Annotated in this window: 16 protein-coding genes; 14 read left to right on the forward strand and 2 right to left on the reverse strand. The window is 70.2% G+C overall.

Features of this window, described 5'->3' with window-relative positions; translation table 11 throughout:
- The first annotated feature begins 89 nt into the window (after positions 1-89).
- From ABT009_RS17310 to ABT009_RS17330, 5 genes are all read left to right on the forward strand, one after another.
- On the forward strand, positions 90-452 hold the full coding sequence (locus ABT009_RS17310; protein WP_067274506.1) for a YraN family protein: 363 nt from the start codon (positions 90-92) through the stop codon (positions 450-452).
- A complete protein-coding gene (locus tag ABT009_RS17315) occupies positions 452-2,077 on the forward strand; it encodes a YifB family Mg chelatase-like AAA ATPase (protein WP_351294711.1) in 1,626 nt (541 codons plus the stop codon). Before ABT009_RS17310 ends, ABT009_RS17315 begins: the two co-directional genes overlap by 1 nt.
- Complete coding sequence (gene dprA, locus ABT009_RS17320) at positions 2,074-3,240, forward strand: DNA-processing protein DprA (protein WP_351294714.1); 1,167 nt, start codon at positions 2,074-2,076, stop codon at positions 3,238-3,240. Before ABT009_RS17315 ends, dprA begins: the two co-directional genes overlap by 4 nt.
- 280 nt (positions 3,241-3,520) lie before the next feature.
- Entirely contained in the window at positions 3,521-4,357 is an 837-nt protein-coding gene (whiG, locus tag ABT009_RS17325) for an RNA polymerase sigma factor WhiG (RefSeq protein WP_351294717.1), read from the forward strand.
- Between the two features lie 124 nt (positions 4,358-4,481).
- The gene (locus tag ABT009_RS17330; protein ID WP_351295035.1) at positions 4,482-5,051 is read left to right on the forward strand and encodes a TetR/AcrR family transcriptional regulator; all 570 of its coding nucleotides are present in this window, start codon (positions 4,482-4,484) and stop codon (positions 5,049-5,051) included.
- Positions 5,052-5,150: 99 nt separating this feature from the next.
- Here ABT009_RS17330 and ABT009_RS17335 read toward each other — a convergent pair whose 3' ends face one another.
- Positions 5,151-5,816: a M23 family metallopeptidase gene (locus ABT009_RS17335; RefSeq protein WP_351294720.1), complete on the reverse strand. Its 666-nt coding sequence runs from the start codon at positions 5,814-5,816 to the stop codon at positions 5,151-5,153.
- Between the two features lie 292 nt (positions 5,817-6,108).
- Between ABT009_RS17335 and rpsB the strand changes: the two genes are divergently transcribed.
- From rpsB to ABT009_RS17380, 9 genes are all read left to right on the forward strand, one after another.
- Positions 6,109-7,029 carry a 30S ribosomal protein S2 gene (gene rpsB, locus ABT009_RS17340; protein WP_351294723.1) on the forward strand — a complete coding sequence of 307 codons (921 nt, stop codon included), beginning with the start codon at positions 6,109-6,111 and terminating at the stop codon, positions 7,027-7,029.
- 175 nt (positions 7,030-7,204) lie between these two features.
- Positions 7,205-8,041 (forward strand): translation elongation factor Ts, encoded by an 837-nt coding sequence (gene tsf / locus ABT009_RS17345; RefSeq protein ID WP_351294726.1) that lies wholly within the window; start codon positions 7,205-7,207, stop codon positions 8,039-8,041.
- Between the two features lie 177 nt (positions 8,042-8,218).
- Positions 8,219-8,986 carry a UMP kinase gene (gene pyrH / locus ABT009_RS17350; RefSeq protein ID WP_351294729.1) on the forward strand — a complete coding sequence of 256 codons (768 nt, stop codon included), beginning with the start codon at positions 8,219-8,221 and terminating at the stop codon, positions 8,984-8,986.
- A gap of 151 nt (positions 8,987-9,137) precedes the next feature.
- Complete coding sequence (gene frr / locus ABT009_RS17355) at positions 9,138-9,695, forward strand: ribosome recycling factor (protein ID WP_351294732.1); 558 nt, start codon at positions 9,138-9,140, stop codon at positions 9,693-9,695.
- Positions 9,695-10,852: a phosphatidate cytidylyltransferase gene (locus ABT009_RS17360; protein WP_351294735.1), complete on the forward strand. Its 1,158-nt coding sequence runs from the start codon at positions 9,695-9,697 to the stop codon at positions 10,850-10,852. Before frr ends, ABT009_RS17360 begins: the two co-directional genes overlap by 1 nt.
- Before the next feature lie 119 nt (positions 10,853-10,971).
- Positions 10,972-12,078 carry a dual-specificity RNA methyltransferase RlmN gene (rlmN, locus tag ABT009_RS17365; protein WP_351294737.1) on the forward strand — a complete coding sequence of 369 codons (1,107 nt, stop codon included), beginning with the start codon at positions 10,972-10,974 and terminating at the stop codon, positions 12,076-12,078.
- Positions 12,079-12,342: 264 nt separating this feature from the next.
- A complete protein-coding gene (locus tag ABT009_RS17370) occupies positions 12,343-13,464 on the forward strand; it encodes a thiamine ABC transporter substrate-binding protein (RefSeq protein WP_502989892.1) in 1,122 nt (373 codons plus the stop codon).
- 125 nt (positions 13,465-13,589) lie between these two features.
- On the forward strand, positions 13,590-15,197 hold the full coding sequence (locus ABT009_RS17375) for an ABC transporter permease (RefSeq protein ID WP_351295041.1): 1,608 nt from the start codon (positions 13,590-13,592) through the stop codon (positions 15,195-15,197).
- 35 nt (positions 15,198-15,232) lie between these two features.
- Positions 15,233-16,270, forward strand: coding sequence for an ABC transporter ATP-binding protein (locus tag ABT009_RS17380; RefSeq protein ID WP_351295044.1), 1,038 nt, complete (start codon positions 15,233-15,235; stop codon positions 16,268-16,270).
- 9 nt (positions 16,271-16,279) lie between these two features.
- Here the strand turns inward: ABT009_RS17380 and ABT009_RS17385 are convergent, their stop codons facing one another.
- Positions 16,280-16,687: a VOC family protein gene (locus tag ABT009_RS17385; protein ID WP_351294740.1), complete on the reverse strand. Its 408-nt coding sequence runs from the start codon at positions 16,685-16,687 to the stop codon at positions 16,280-16,282.
- Positions 16,688-16,705: the final 18 nt, after the last annotated feature.

Genomic DNA, 16,705 nt, shown 5'->3' on the forward strand with positions numbered 1-16,705 from the left:
ACGGAGTTTTCCACAATCGCCGGGTTGTCCACCAAGATCCAATAGGTGGCCGCGGATGCGTGACGGTTGGCGCCGGAGGTGGTGCCGACATGAACGCACGGAGCGCACTCGGCAGGTACGGCGAGGACCTGGCAGCACGGCGGTTATCCGAGGCCGGAATGACGGTCCTGGAGCGCAACTGGCGCTGCGGCAGGACAGGCGAGATCGACATCGTGGCCAGGGACGGTGACGTCCTGGTCGTCTGCGAGGTGAAGACCCGCAGAGCGGGGTGCTTCGAGCATCCGATGGCTGCCGTCACACCGGTGAAGGCCGAGCGGCTGCGCGGGCTCGCCGAGCGATGGATCCAGGCCCACGGGGGCGCGCCGCCCGGAGGTGTGCGCATCGATCTGGTGGGGGTCGTGCTGCCCGGGCGCGGCGCCGCGGTGGTCGAGCATGTGCGGGGGGCTGCCTGATGGGGTTCGCGCGTACGTGTTCGGTGGCGCTGGTGGGCGTCGAGGGCGTCGTCGTCGAGGTGCAGGCCGATCTGGAGCCGGGCGTGGCCGCGTTCACGTTGGTGGGCCTGCCCGACAAGAGCCTCTCCGAGAGCCGGGACCGGGTCAGGGCCGCGGTGGTCAACTCGGGCGCCGAGTGGCCGCAGAAGAAGCTCACGGTGGGCCTCAGCCCGGCCTCGGTGCCCAAGGGTGGCAGCGGCTTCGATCTGGCCGTCGCCTGCGCCGTCCTGGGGGCCGCTGAACGGATCGACCCCCGGGTGCTGTCCGACATCGTCATGATCGGAGAGCTGGGTCTGGACGGGCGGGTCCGGCCGGTTCGGGGCGTCCTGCCGGCCGTGCTGGCGGCGGCCGACGCGGGCTACGAACAGGTGGTGGTCCCGGAGTGCACGGCGGCGGAGGCCATGCTGGTGCCGGGCGTTTCGGTGCTGGGCGTGCGGAGCCTTCGGCAGCTCATCGCGGTGCTGACGGACGAGCCGGTGCCGGAGGAGGAGCCGGACGGCGAAGGCCGCCCCGATCCGCTGTTGTCCGGTCTGTGCATGCCCGGCGCTGCCCTGGGGACGGGCCTGAGCGGCATCGGGACCGTCGACCAGGAGCACGGTCACGATCTCGCGGATGTCGTGGGCCAGCCCGCGGCACGTACGGCGATGGAAGTCGCCGCCGCCGGCGGGCACCACGTCTTCCTGCAAGGGCCCCCGGGAGCCGGCAAGACGATGCTGGCGGAACGGATGCCGGCCATCCTGCCGTGTCTGACCAGGCAGGAGTCCCTGGAGGTGACGGCGGTCCACTCGGTCGCCGGGATGCTGCCTCCGGGCAAGCCGATGGTGGACACCCCGCCCTACTGCGCGCCGCACCACTCGGCGACCATGCAGTCCCTGGTCGGCGGCGGCCAGGGAGTGGCCCGGCCCGGCGCCGTATCGCTCGCTCATCGCGGCGTGTTGTTCCTGGATGAGGCGCCCGAATTCAGCAGTCACGCCCTGGACGCCCTGCGGCAGCCGCTGGAATCGGGACACGTGGTGATCGCGCGCAGTGCTGGCGTGGTGCGGCTGCCTGCGCGGTTCCTCATGGTGCTGGCCGCCAACCCCTGCCCCTGCGGCAGATACACGGTGGCGGGGGAGGGGTGCGACTGCCCACCTTCCGTCATCCGCCGCTATCAGGCCCGGCTCTCGGGCCCCTTGCTCGACCGCGTCGATCTGAGGGTGCAGGTCGAGCGCGTGACCCGATCCGAGCTGACGGCAGGCGGTGCACCGGGCGAGTCGACCCGTACCGTCGCAGAGCGGGTGCGCGCGGCACGGGAGCGCTCGGCCGCGAGACTGGCGGGCACTCCGTGGCGCACGAACGGCGAGGTGCCGGGGCATGAGTTGCGCAGCAAATGGCGGGCCCTGCCCGGGGCGATGGCCGAGGCCGAGCGGGATCTCGAGCGCGGGCTGCTGACGGCCCGCGGCCTCGACCGCGTCCTCAGGGTCGCCTGGACCGTCGCCGACCTGGCCGGACACGACTGTCCCGACGCCGGCGACGTGGCCCTGGCGCTGCAGTTGCGCACCGGGATTCAGCGAGGGGTGCCGATGGCGATCGGCGCGTCGCGATGACCGGGGGCTGCGGCGGCGTGACGGACGAGGAGCGCCTGGCGAGAGCCACCCTGACCCGGATCATCGAGCCGGGGGACGAGGCCGGGGGCAGGTGGCTGCGGGAGTTCGGGGCCGTGCGCGTGGCGCGGCGCATCGTCGGAGGCGGGGAGCCGCTGCCCGGTGTGTCCCCGAAGCGCTGGGCGGGGCTGCGGTCGCGGGCCGCCCATGCACGCCCGGAGCGGGACCTGGCCGTGGCGCGGGACACGGGCGCACGGTTCGTCTGCCCCGGGGACGTGGAGTGGCCGGCGCAGCTCGACGACCTGGGGGACAGGGGCCCGATCGGGCTGTGGGTGCGCGGTCGGCCCTCGCTGCGGATATGGGCCCTGCGTTCCGTCGCGGTCGTGGGCGCGCGGGCCTGCACCGAGTACGGCGCGCACATGGCCGCGAGGCTGAGTGCCGGGCTCGCCGAGAGCGGCTGGGTCGTGGTGTCCGGCGGCGCCTACGGAGTGGACGGGGCTGCCCACCGCGGGGCGCTCGGGGCCGGCGGGGCGACCGTCGCGGTGCTGGCGTGCGGGGTCGACCGGCCCTATCCACGGGGCCACACCCAGTTGATCGGGCGCATCGCGGAACAGGGACTCGTCGTGGGCGAGTTGCCGCCCGGCGACCATCCGACGCCCAGCAGATTCATCCTCCGAAACAGGGTGATCGCCGCGCTCACCCGGGGCACCGTCGTCGTCGAGGCGGCGTACCGCAGCGGTGCGCTCGTGACCGCGCGCAGTGCGCAGCGCATGGGCCGTCCGACGATGGGGGTGCCGGGTCCCGCCACCAGCGGGCTCTCGTCCGGGGTGCATGAGCTGCTCCGCGGGGAGGCGGTCCTTGTCACGGACGCCGCGGAAGTGATCGAGCTCGTCGGAGACATCGGTGAGCTGGCTCCGGAACGTCGGGGACCGGTGCTGCCGCGCGACCTGCTGGATCCCGACGCGGCACGGGTGCTGTCCGCGCTGCCGGCCCGGCAGGCCGCGGCCGTGGGAGACATCGCGCGCGGCGCGGGCACGAGTGTGGATGACGCAGTCGCCAGGTTGTACGAACTCAGGTCACTGGGGTTCGTCGAACGACACGGCGATGGCTGGCAGTTGACACGCCAGGCGGTCGTGTCGGTCTCTCAGAATCACAGTTTTTTGTGACGGAGCGTGGCCTGATTGCCCTGTTCCCGCTGGATGCCCTTGGGATTTACCGCAGTTGGCGTACCGCGGCGGTCACGCACAGCAACGGGCCTGACTCTGCGGGACGCCTGGCGGAACGTTCCTGCGTGCGGGGGATCTCTTGGCCTTCGCGCACCGCGACACCTCAGTCACGCTACGCTCACGAGGATTCCGGCTCAGGACTCCGATTCAGACGGTCACTTGAGAATCGGGCCGGCCCAGCCCGGCCCCCAGTTCACGGCAGAACGGCACAAGGCGACGAATGCCCCAGCACACCTCCGGGTCTGACCGGGCGGCAGTTCCCACCGCTGCCCGCGGCAGCGTGCGGCCTCCCGCCCCCTCGTCGCTCGACGAGTTGTGGAGGTCGTACAAGGCGACGGGTGACGAGCGGTTGCGGGAGCAGCTGATCCTGCACTACTCGCCGCTGGTGAAGTACGTCGCCGGCCGGGTGAGCGTCGGTCTGCCCCCCAACGTGGAGCAGGCGGACTTCGTCTCGTCCGGGGTCTTCGGGCTGATCGACGCGATCGAGAAGTTCGACATCGACCGCGAGATCAAGTTCGAGACGTATGCGATCACGCGCATCCGCGGCGCCATGATCGACGAGCTGCGGGCGCTGGACTGGATTCCGCGGTCTGTCCGGCAGAAGGCGCGCAACGTCGAGCGGGCCTATGCGACGCTCGAGGCGCAGCTGCGGCGGACGCCGTCGGAGACCGAGGTGGCCGCCGAGATGGGCATCGCGGTGGAGGAACTGCACGCGGTTTTCAGCCAATTGTCGCTGGCGAACGTGGTGGCCCTGGAGGAGCTGCTGCACGTGGGCGGCGAGGGCGGGGACCGCCTGAGCCTCATGGACACGCTCGAGGACACCGCGGCCGACAACCCGGTGGAGGTGGCGGAGGACCGTGAGCTGCGGAGATTCCTCGCGCGTGCCATCAACACACTGCCGGAGCGGGAGAAGACCGTGGTGACCCTCTACTACTACGAGGGCCTCACACTGGCCGAGATCGGCAATGTGCTCGGCGTGACGGAGAGCCGGGTGAGCCAGATCCACACGAAGTCCGTCCTCCAGCTGAGAGCGAAACTGGCCAGCTTCGGGCGCTGACGGCACGGTGTGGGAATCGCCGGATCGCCCCAGGGGCACGTCTGCGGCGTCTGCGTACCGTTGCCTCCCCCGGCCCCCGTGGCGTCCGTAAAGTGGATGCGTGCCAAGGATTCGAGCGGCCTCTGTGGCCGAGCACCGGTCGATGCAGCGCAGCGCCCTGCTGGACGCCGCGCGGTCCCTTTTGTCCGAGGGCGGTACGGAGGCTCTGACCTTCCCCGCCCTGGCCGAGCGCACGGGCCTGGCGAGGTCCTCCGTCTACGAGTACTTCCGCTCCCGCGCCGCAGTCGTCGAAGAGCTCTGTGAGGTCGACTTCCCCGTGTGGGCGGCCGAGGTCGAGTCCGCGATGCAGCAGGCCGGCACGCCCGAGGGCAAGGTCGAGGCCTATGTGCGCAGGCAGCTCGCTCTGGTCGGCGATCGGCGCCACCGGGCCGTCGTCGCCATCTCCGCGAGCGAGCTCGACGCGGGTGCCCGCGAGAAGATCCGTGCGGCGCACGGAGGGCTCGTCGCCATGATCGTCGAGGCGCTCGGCGACATGGGGCATGCGGAGCCGCGACTGGCCGCGATGCTGCTCCAGGGCATCGTCGATGCCGCGGTGCGCCGCATCGAGCTGGGTGTGGCGGAGAGTCCCGCTGCGATCACCGAGGCGGCAGTGGGGATGGCGCTGCGCGGTGTGCACGGCGGTGTCCAGGGCTGATCTTGCCCGGGTGCCGGGTGCCGGGTGCCGGGTGCGGGGTGCGGGGTGCGGGGTGCCGGTTGCCCAGCACCCGTCACCCGGTGCTCGAGAGCGGCTTGCTCACCGTGCCCCCGCGGGCAGCGGAATCCCCGCCACCGGCAGCAGTCGTGACGGACCCCTGTGCAGCAGCCACGGCTGCAGCAGCGACAGCGGATTCAGATAGATGTCGCCCCTCAGCAGCCCCCAGTGGAGGCACACCGTGTCCGCCGGGCAGTGGGAGCCGCCCGGTTCCACGGTGCCGATGATCTGGCCTGCCACCACCTCGTCGCCCTTCTCGACCTCCGCCCGTACGGGTTCGTAGGTCGTCCGCAGCGGTGGGTCGCCGGTGCCGTCCAGCTCCACGGCGATCACTCCCCGGCCCGCCACCCGGCCCGCGAAGGAGACCCGGCCGGGCGCGACGGCCCGCACCGGCGCCCCGGTGGCAGCGGCGAGGTCCACGCCCCGGTGACCCGGGCCGTACCCCGTCGCCGGGGGTTCCCAGCCGCGTACCACCCCAGGGCGCACGCCCACCGGCCACAGCGCCGCCACAGCGGGCACCGGCTCGAAGGGCCCGGCCCGCCCAAGCGCCAACGCGACTCGCGGAGTCCCCGCGACTCCGGGAGCCCCCGCACCCACCTGACCCCCTCGCACCGCCGCCGCGGTCCCGCCCGCGGCGGCCGGCAGACCCGCCACCGCAGCCGCCAGCGCCACCGCCACGGCCATCCACAACCTGCTGATCCATCGCATGCGAGAACCGTGTCGCACCCCTGCGGTTCCCGGGGATCATGGCCCGGATCTGTGGACTACCGGCCGGTTGTGGACAGCGGCGTCACCCGGTGCCTCCAGGGTCCCGTACACTTCTGGTGGCGATCCGGGTCACCGGGTCGACTTCGCACGCCCCGACACCGGGCCCCTCCGTCAAAAGAGGAAAGCCGGTGTCAGCGCCCCTCGGTCCTTCGCGGCACGGCGCACAGCGGGCGTCAGGCGCGTGTGCCGTCCGGCACACGCGGCACAACCGAGAACCTCAAGGAGTACGGCCATGGCCGTCGTCACGATGCGGGAGCTGCTGGAGAGCGGCGTCCACTTCGGTCACCAGACCCGCCGTTGGAACCCGAAGATGAAGCGCTTCATCTTCACCGAGCGCAACGGCATCTACATCATCGACCTGCTCCAGTCGCTGTCGTACATCGACCGCGCCTACGAGTTCGTCAAGGAGACCGTCGCCCACGGCGGCACGGTCATGTTCGTCGGCACGAAGAAGCAGGCGCAGGAGGCCATCGCCGAGCAGGCCACCCGCGTCGGCATGCCCTACGTCAACCAGCGCTGGCTGGGCGGCATGCTCACCAACTTCTCGACCGTCTACAAGCGTCTGCAGCGCCTCAAGGAGCTCGAGCAGATCGACTTCGAGGACGTTGCCGCGTCCGGTCTGACCAAGAAGGAGCTTCTCGTGCTCTCGCGCGAGAAGGCCAAGCTGGAGAAGACCCTCGGCGGTATCCGCGAGATGCAGAAGGTGCCCAGCGCCGTCTGGATCGTGGACACCAAGAAGGAGCACATCGCGGTCGGTGAGGCCCGGAAGCTCAACATCCCGGTCGTCGCCATCCTCGACACCAACTGCGACCCGGACGAGGTCGACTACAAGATCCCGGGCAACGACGACGCGATCCGCTCCGTCACCCTGCTCACCCGTGTGATCGCCGACGCCGTCGCCGAGGGCCTCATCGCCCGCTCCGGTGCCGCCGCCGAGGCCAAGGGCGAGAAGGCCGCGGGCGAGCCGCTCGCCGAGTGGGAGCGCGACCTGCTCGAGGGCGAGAAGAAGGCCGACGAGGCTCCCGCCGCCGAGGCTCCGGCAGCCGAGGCTCCGGCAGCCGAGGCTCCGGCGGCCGAGGCTCCGGCCGCCGAGGCCGAGAAGCCGGCCGAGGCCGCTGCCGAGGCTCCGGCCGCGGACGCCGAGCAGGCCTGAACTTAAGTTCGGTTGCTGACGGTGGGAGCGGCGATACACAGCCCGCTCCCGCCGTTCACCCGTAGATCAGCGGCGAGTCACGGATCTGCACACGCGGGGAGACCGCGGCACCGTAGAAACCCGTAGAACCCGCAGATCTTCGATCTTCCAGACTTCGAGAAAGATTCACAGACTCATGGCGAACTACACCGCCGCCGACGTCAAGAAGCTCCGTGAGCTCACCGGCGCCGGCATGATGGACTGCAAGAAGGCGCTGGACGAGGCCGAGGGCAACGTCGACAAGGCCGTCGAGGCCCTGCGCATCAAGGGCCAGAAGGGCGTCGCCAAGCGCGAGGGCCGCTCCGCCGAGAACGGCGCCGTGGTCTCCCTCATCGCCGACGACAACACCTCCGGTGTTCTGGTCGAGCTGAAGTGCGAGACGGACTTCGTCGCCAAGGGTGAGAAGTTCCAGTCCGTCGCGAACGCCCTGGCGGCCCACGTCGCCAAGACCTCCCCGGCCGACATCGAGGCGCTGCTCGCGTCCGAGATCGAGCCCGGCAAGACCGTTCAGGCGTTCGTCGACGAGGCCAACGCCAACCTGGGCGAGAAGATCGTCCTGGACCGCTTCGCGCAGTTCTCGGGCGGCTACGTCACGGCGTACATGCACCGCACGATGCCGGACCTCCCGCCGCAGATCGGTGTCCTCGTCGAGCTCGACAAGGAGAACCCCGAGCTCGCCAAGGGCGTCGCGCAGCACATCGCCGCCTTCGCGCCGAAGTACCTGTCCCGCGAGGACGTCCCGGCCGAGGTCGTCGAGACCGAGCGCCGCGTCGCCGAGGAGACGACCCGCGCCGAGGGCAAGCCCGAGGCCGCCCTGCCGAAGATCGTCGAGGGTCGCGTGAACGGCTTCTTCAAGGAGGCCACCCTCCTGGGCCAGCCGTACGCGCTCGACAACAAGAAGTCCGTCCAGCAGATCCTGAACGAGGCCGGTGTCACCCTGAAGCGCTTCTCGCGCATCAAGGTCGGCATCTGAGTCCGTACCGCGATCGACGGAAGACCCCGCTAGGGTCGACAGCAGTCGTCCGCGTACGCCACGCGCGCGTGCGCGACGGGCGACGGCAGAGCTGACGAGGAGGCCATTGCCGAGCATGGGATGCGAACACCCCACCGGCAATGGCCTTCTTGGTATGTGCACCACGAGGAGATCTCCATGACCACCAGGGCCGACAAGGGCGAGACGAGCGACGACGGCAAAGTGCCCGGCCGTTTTCTGCTGAAGCTTTCCGGTGAGGCGTTCGCCGGCGGCGGGGGACTGGGCGTCGACCCCGACGTGGTGCACAAGATCGCCCGGGAGATCGCGGCCGTGGTCCGCGACGGCGCCCAGATCGCCGTCGTCATCGGCGGCGGCAACTTCTTCCGCGGCGCCGAGCTGCAGCTGCGCGGCATGGACCGGGCCCGCTCGGACTACATGGGCATGCTCGGCACGGTCATGAACTGCCTCGCTCTGCAGGACTTCCTGGAGAAGGAAGGCATCCAGTCCCGCGTGCAGACGGCCATCACCATGGGCCAGGTCGCGGAGCCGTACATCCCGCTGCGCGCCGTGCGCCACCTGGAGAAGGGCCGCGTGGTCATCTTCGGTGCCGGTATGGGCATGCCGTACTTCTCCACCGACACCACCGCCGCCCAGCGTGCCCTCGAGATCGACGCGGAGGCGCTGCTGATGGGTAAGAACGGTGTGGACGGGGTCTACGACTCGGACCCCAAGACCAATCCGGACGCGGTGAAGTTCGATGCCCTCGGCTACGGCGAGGTCATCACCCGCGACCTGAAGGTGGCCGATGCCACCGCGATCACCCTGTGCCGGGACAACAAGCTGCCCATCCTCGTCTTCGAACTCCTCACGGAGGGCAATATCGCGAGGGCCGTCAAGGGTGAGAAGATCGGCACGCTCGTGGGCGACCAGGGCGCCCGGGCCTGACCCCCCGGGACGCGCCCGGGCCTTGATCCCGGGACGACCCCGTGAGGGGATGGACAAAGAACTGCCGGTGGGACACCGTGCAGGAAAGAGACGCGACGCAGCCGGCCGCCCACTGGATGCCGGGCCCACTCAAGACACGCAGGAGCAAGTGGTGATCGAAGAGACCCTCCTCGAGGCCGAGGAGAAGATGGAGAAGGCCGTCGTGGTCGCCAAGGAGGACTTCGCCGCGATCCGCACGGGCCGTGCGCACCCGGCGATGTTCAACAAGATCGTGGCCGACTACTACGGCGCGCTGACGCCGATCAACCAGCTGGCCTCGTTCTCTGTGCCCGAGCCGCGGATGGCCGTGGTGACCCCGTTCGACAAGAGCGCCCTGCGTAACATCGAGCAGGCCATCCGCGACTCCGACCTGGGCGTCAACCCGAGCAACGACGGCAGCATCATCCGTGTGGTCTTCCCGGAGCTCACCCAGGAGCGCCGCAAGGAGTTCATCAAGGTCGCCAAGACCAAGGGCGAGGACGCCAAGGTGTCGATCCGCTCGGTCCGCCGCAAGGCCAAGGACGCCATCGACAAGCTGATCAAGGACGGCGAGGTCGGCGAGGACGAGGGCCGCCGTGCGGAGAAGGAGCTCGACGACACCACCGCGAAGTACGTCGCTCAGGTGGACGAGCTGCTCAAGCACAAGGAATCAGAGCTGCTCGAGGTCTGATGAACGACTCTTCCTGGGGAGCGCCGCCACAAGCCGGGTACTGGGGGCCTCCCGACCAGGGGCCTGTCCCGGGGGCCGCTCCGGCGGGTCCCGCGTACGATGCGTATGGCGTCCACCAGCCGCTGGAAACTCAGCCCATGCCCATCGTGCCCGACGTACCCGCGAGTGGCGGGGAGCAGGATGACGACCGGGGGGCCGCGCGGCTGAGCGGCCCCCTGTTCCGCGACGAGGTGCCGTCGCGGACACCGCAGACGAACCCGCCGCAGCACGAGCCGCAGCAGTCGCAGAAGCCGCAGGAGCCCATGCCCAGCGCCCCCCAGCCCGTCCCCGCACCGCAGAAGAAGAGCGCGGGTCGCGATCTGGGTGCGGCCATAGGCGTCGGTGTCGGTCTCGGCGTGGTGATCCTCGCGTCGCTGTTCATCGTCAAGGCCGTCTTCGTCGGCGTCATAGCGATCGCCGTCGTCGTCGGCCTCTGGGAGCTCACCAAGCGGCTCGAGGAGCGCAAGGGCATCAAGGCGCCGCTGGTTCCGCTCGCGGTCGGCGGCGCGGCCATGGTCGTTGCCGGGTACCTCCGGGGCGCCGAGGGCGCCTGGGTAGCTATGGCGCTCACCGCGCTCGCCATCCTCGTATGGCGGATGACCGAGCCGCCCGACGGCTATCTCCGGGATGTCACGGCGGGCGCCTTCGCCGCCTTCTACGTGCCGTTCCTTGCCACCTTCGTCTCGCTGATGCTCACCGCGGACGACGGGCCGTGGCGCGTGCTGACGTTCCTGCTGCTGACCGTGGTCAGCGACACCGGGGCGTACGCGATCGGGTGGCGCTTCGGCAGGCACAAGCTCGCGCCGCGCATCAGCCCCGGCAAGACCCGCGAGGGCCTGGTCGGCGCGGTGACGTTCGCGATGGCGGCCGGCGCGCTGTGCATGGAGTTCCTGATCGACGGCGGCACCTGGTGGCAGGGGCTGCTGCTCGGACTGGCGGTCGCGGCGAGCGCCACGCTCGGCGACCTCGGCGAGTCGATGATCAAGCGGGACCTCGGCATCAAGGACATGGGCACGCTCCTCCCCGGGCACGGGGGCATCATGGACCGGCTGGACTCGCTGCTGCCGACGGCGCCCGTGGTGTGGCTGTTGTTGGTCGTCTTCGTCGGGGCGGGCTGACCCTCGCACCGCGTACGAGTGGGCTGACCAGGGGCTTTTCTGCGTTTCGTGCGGTGCGGGGGCTCGTTGTCCACAGGGTGGCGAGCCCCTCGTCGTATGTCTGCGACACTGGAACAACCATGCCCAAGCCCGGAGAACTCACTTTCGTCGCGCCCCGCGGAGCCAAGAAGCCCCCGCGGCACCTCGCCGACCTCACGCCCGTCGAGCGCAAGGAGGCCGTCGCCGCGATCGGCGAGAAGCCGTTCCGCGCCAAGCAGCTGTCGCAGCATTACTTCGCGCGGTACGCGCACGACCCGGCGGAGTGGACCGACATCCCCGCCGGTTCGCGCGGCAAGCTGCAGGATGCGCTGCTGCCCGAGCTGATGTCGGTGGTGCGACACATCAGCTGTGACGACGACACGACGCGCAAGACGCTGTGGCGCCTGTTCGACGGCACGCTCGTCGAGTCGGTGCTGATGCGCTATCCGGACCGCGTGACCATGTGCATCTCGTCGCAAGCCGGGTGCGGTATGAACTGCCCGTTCTGCGCCACCGGACAGGCCGGCCTCGACCGGAACCTGTCGACGGCCGAGATCGTGCACCAGATCGTGGACGGCATGCGGGCACTGCGGGACGGTGAGATACCGGGCGGTCCGGCGCGGCTGTCCAACATCGTCTTCATGGGCATGGGCGAGCCCCTCGCCAACTACAACCGCGTTGTCGGGGCCATCCGGCGGCTCACCGACCCCGAGCCCGACGGCCTGGGCCTCTCCCAGCGCGGCATCACGGTTTCGACGGTCGGCCTCGTCCCGGCGATCCATCGCTTCGCCGACGAGGGCTTCAAGTGCCGCCTCGCCGTGTCGCTGCACGCGCCGGACGACGAGCTGCGCGACACGCTCGTACCGGTCAACACGCGCTGGAAGGTGCGCGAGGTCCTGGACTCCGCGTGGGAGTACGCGGCGAAGTCGGGCCGCCGTATCTCCATCGAGTACGCGCTGATCCGGGACATCAACGACCAGGCGTGGCGCGGTGATCTGCTCGGTCGGCTGCTCAAGGGCAAGCGCGTGCACGTGAACCTGATCCCGCTGAACCCGACGCCCGGGTCGAAGTGGACGGCATCGCGGCCCGAGGACGAGAAGGCGTTCGTTGCGGCCATCGAGGCGCACGGTGTGCCGGTCACCATCCGGGACACCCGCGGTCAGGAGATCGACGGAGCCTGCGGACAGCTGGCTGCGTCCGAACGCTAGACCGGTACTCTGGGCTCCGACATCCGCATGCGGTCCATGCCGATGTCTCCACATCGACATCTTCATATTCCGACAGGGGAGCGCCACAGCGCTGAGAGTGCGGCAGCCGGGCAACCGGTGGACTGCAGACCCTCTGAACCTCGCCCGGGTCATTCCGGGTAGGAAGTTCGGTCTTTACTCAAGCTGTTGCGCCCTGCCCGCGAACCCTGAGGGGACGAGGGCAGGGCCGCGTCTCTTCCTGGTCATCCCAGGAGGAAAAACTCAGTGAGCTCAGTGAGCACCAGCAAGGTGAGCACCACCAAGGGCACCGGCAAGAAGATCACGGCCGTCGGCCTGGCCACAGGACTCGGCCTCCTCACGCTCTCGGCGTGCGGCGGGTCCGACGGTGACTCCGCCAAGGCGGAGTCGAAGACCGTGACGCTCGTCAGCCACGACTCGTTCGCCGCGTCCAAGGACGTACTGAAGGAGTTCGAGAAGCAGTCCGGGTACAAGGTCAAGGTGCTGAAGGACGGCGACGCCGGGCAGGCCGTCAACAAAGCGATCCTGACCAAGGACAACCCGCAGGGCGACGTGTTCTTCGGCGTCGACAACACGCTGCTGTCCCGCGCGCTCGACAACGGGCTGTTCCAGCCGTACGAGGCGAAGGGGCTCGCGTCCGTCGCCGAGGACGTGCAGCTCGACAGGGACAAGCACCGCGTCACGCCGATCGACTCGGGCGAGATCTGCGTCAACTACGACAAGAAGTACTTCGCCGACCACAAGCTGGACCCGCCGGGGTCCTTCGACGACCTGGCCAAGCCCGCGTACAAGAACCTGCTGGTCACCGAGAACGCCTCGACGTCCTCGCCCGGTCTCGGGTTCCTGCTCGGCACCGCCGCGCACTACGGCGACGACGGCTGGCAGGACTACTGGAAGAAGCTGAAGGCCAACGGCGTCAAGGTCGTCGACGGCTGGGAGCAGGCGTACAACGAGGAGTTCTCCGGCTCGGCCGGCGGCAAGCAGGCGGGGGGCGACCGGCCGCTGGTCGTCTCCTACGCCTCGTCGCCGCCCGCGGAGGCGATCTACTCCGACCCGCAGCCGAAGACTGCGCCGACCGGTGTCGCTACCGGCACGTGCTTCCGGCAGATCGAGTTCGCGGGGCTGCTCAGCAACGCGGGCAACGAGAAGGGCGGCAAGGCCCTGCTGGACTTCCTGATCAGCAAGAGGTTCCAGGAGGACATGCCGCTCAACATGTTCGTGGACCCCGTTCGGGAGGACGCAGAGGCGCCTGCGGACTTCGTCAAGTACGCCGTCAAGGTCGACGATCCGGAGACGATGGCACCCGACAAGATCGCCGACAACCGTGACCAGTGGGTCAAGTCGTGGACGTCGCTCGTACTGAAGTGAGGTCCCGGGCGCCCGAGGTCCCGCCCAAGGCCGGGCCGGGCGGGCTGCGCGAGGGCCCAGGCCCGGAGCAGGCCCGGGCCGGCGGTTTCCGCCCGGCCCGCGGCAGCCTCGCCCGGCTCGGCCTCATGGCCCTGCCCGTCGTGTTCTTCGCGGCCTTCTTCGCCTACCCGGTGGCGGCGATCGTGGCGCGCGGCCTCAAGGTCGACGGGGCCTGGCAGTTCGGCCGGATCGCGGAGGTCGTGGGGCAGCCGGACATCCGGCACGTGCTGTGGTTCACCACCTGGCAGGCCCTCGCGTCGACCGCGCTCACGCTGCTGATCGCCCTTCCGGCGGCGTATGTCTTCGCGCGGTTCGACTTCCCCGGCAAGCAGGTGCTGCGGGCGGTCGTCACGGTGCCGTTCGTGCTGCCCACCGTCGTGGCCGGCACGGCGTTCCTGGCGCTGCTGGGGCGAGGCGGGCTGCTCGACGAGATGTGGGGGGTACGCCTGGACACGACGGTCTGGGCGATTCTCCTCGCGCACGTGTTCTTCAACTACGCGGTGGTCGTCCGCACCGTTGGCGGGCTGTGGAGCCAACTGGATCCGCGCCAGGAGGAGGCCGCGCGGGTCCTCGGCGCCTCGCGGTTCGCGGCTTGGCGGAAGGTGACGCTGCCCGCGCTCGCGCCCGCCGTCGCCGCGGCCGCGCTGATGGTCTTCCTCTTCACCTTCACCTCCTTCGGCATCGTCCAGATCCTGGGCGGCCCGGCCTACTCGACGCTGGAGGTGGAGATCTACCGGCAGACGTCGCAGATCTTCGACCTCTCCACGGCAGCGGTACTGACGCTCGTGCAGTTCGCCGCTGTGGGCGCGATCCTCGCGATCCACGCCTGGACGGTGCGGCGCAGGGAGACCGCTCTGCGGCTGGTGGACGCGGCGGGCACCGCGCGCAGGCCGCGCGGCGCCGGACAGTGGGCACTCCTCGGAGGGGTTTTCCTCACCATCGCCGTGCTGATCCTGCTGCCACTCGGAGTGCTGGTCCAGCGGTCGTTCAAGGGCCCCGGCGGCTACGGCTTCACGTACTTCCGGGCCCTGACCTCGGCGGACGGCGGTGCCTTCCTTGTGCCGCCGATCGACGCGGTCGGGAACTCGCTGCAGTACGCGCTGGCGGCGACCGCCATCGCCGTGCTGATCGGCGGTCTGGCCGCGGCCGCCCTCACCCGGCGCGCGGGCCGTTTCGTACGGGGCTTCGACGCGTTGCTGATGCTGCCGCTCGGCGTCTCCGCCGTCACCGTCGGCTTCGGCTTCCTCATCGCGCTGGACGAGCCGCCGCTGGATCTGCGCGCCACCTGGATCCTGGTGCCGCTCGCCCAGGCGCTGGTCGGCGTCCCCTTCGTCGTACGCACCATGCTGCCCGTGCTGCGGGCCGTGGACGAACGGCTGCGGGAGGCGGCGGCCGTGCTCGGGGCCTCGCCCTGGCGGGTGTGGCGCGAGGTCGATCTGCCGATGGTGCGGCGGGCGCTGCTCGTCGCGGCCGGCTTCGCGTTCGCCGTGTCCCTGGGCGAGTTCGGCGCGACGGTCTTCATCGCGCGGCCCGACAACCCGACGCTGCCGGTCGCCGTGGCCCGGCTCCTGGGGCGCGCGGGTGAGCTCAACTACGGCCAGGCGATGGCCCTTTCGACGATCCTGATGGTGGTGTGCGCGGTGTCGCTGCTGCTCCTCGAACGTGTCCGGACTGATTCCACGGGGGAGTTCTGATGCCGCCGGTGTCCAAAACCACTGACACCACTGCCGTGTCCGGCGCCGCTCAGGCCCTACTGCGGCTGGAGGGGGCGACCGTGCGGTTCGGCGCCCGCGCCGCGCTCGACTCCGTCGCCCTCGACGTCGCCGAGCACGAGATCGTGTGCGTGCTCGGGCCGAGCGGCAGCGGCAAGTCGACGCTCCTGCGGGTGGTCGCGGGGCTGCAGGAGCTGCACTCGGGCCGGGTGTTCCTGGACGGCCGCGACCAGTCGGGGGTGGCCGCACACCGGCGGGGCGTGGGACTGATGTTCCAGGACCACCAGCTGTTCCCCCAGCGGGACGTCAGCGGCAATGTCGCCTTCGGGCCCCGGATGCACGGGGCTTCGCGGGCCGAACAGGACATACGCGTCAAGGAGTTGCTGGAGCTGGTGGGCCTTCCCGGGGCTGCCCGGCGCACCGTCGCCGCGTTGTCCGGAGGCGAGCAGCAGCGCGTCGCGCTGGCCCGCGCGCTGGCGCCGCGCCCCCGACTGCTGATGCTGGACGAGCCGCTCGGCCAGCTCGACCGCTCGCTGCGCGAACGCCTCGTCGTCGAACTGCGGGAGCTCTTCACGGAGCTGGGCACGACCGTGCTGGCCGTCACCCACGACCAGGGCGAGGCCTTCGCGCTCGCCGACCGGGTCGTGGTGATGCGCGACGGGCGGATCGCCCAGTCGGGCACGCCCCTTGAGGTGTGGCAGCACCCGGTGGACGAGTTCGTCGCGCGCTTCCTCGGCTTCGACAACGTGGTGGAGGCGACGGTCGGTACCGGGTCCGCGGACACCTCGTGGGGCAAGGTGCCGGTGCCCGAGGGGACCCCGCAGGGCGACTGCAGACTGCTCGTACGCCCCGCGGGGGTCCGGCTGGTGCCCGCGCGCGAAGGGCTCGTGTGCACGGTGACCGCACGCACCTTCCGCGGCACCCATGTCGCCGTACATCTGCAGCCGCGGGACGCGCCGCGGCTGGAGGCGGCGTGCGCGCTGCGCGACGCGCCAGAGCCCGGAGCCGAGGTCGGCGTCGCGTTCGACGTGCAGGAGATCGTGCTGCTGCCGTGATCCTGGCCCTCAGCCCTGGACCTGCGACGGGTCCATCCACATGACCTCCCACGTGTGACCGTCGAGGTCGTCGAACGCCCGGCCGTACATGGTGCCGTAGTCCTGCGTCTCGCCCGACACCGTGCCGCCGGCCGCCAGCGCGTTGTCGACCAGTTCGTCGACCTTCTCGCGGCTCTCGGCGCTCAGACACAGCAGCACCTCACTCGTCTTCGTCGAGTCGGCGATCTCCTTCTTCGTGAAGTCCTGGTAGCGCTTCCTGCTCAGGAGCATCGCGATGATCGTGTCGCTGATGACGACGCAGGCGCAGTCGTCCGTGGTGAACTGCGGGTTGATCGTGTAGCCGAGCTCCGTGAAGAACTTCTTCGAGGCGTCGACGTCGTTCACAGGCAGGTTCACGAAGATCATCTGCTGGTACATGGAGGTCTCTCCCGTTGT

The sequence above is a fragment of the Streptomyces sp. NPDC002896 genome (assembly GCF_040295225.1).
In the GTDB taxonomy this organism is placed as follows: Bacteria; Actinomycetota; Actinomycetes; order Streptomycetales; family Streptomycetaceae; genus Streptomyces.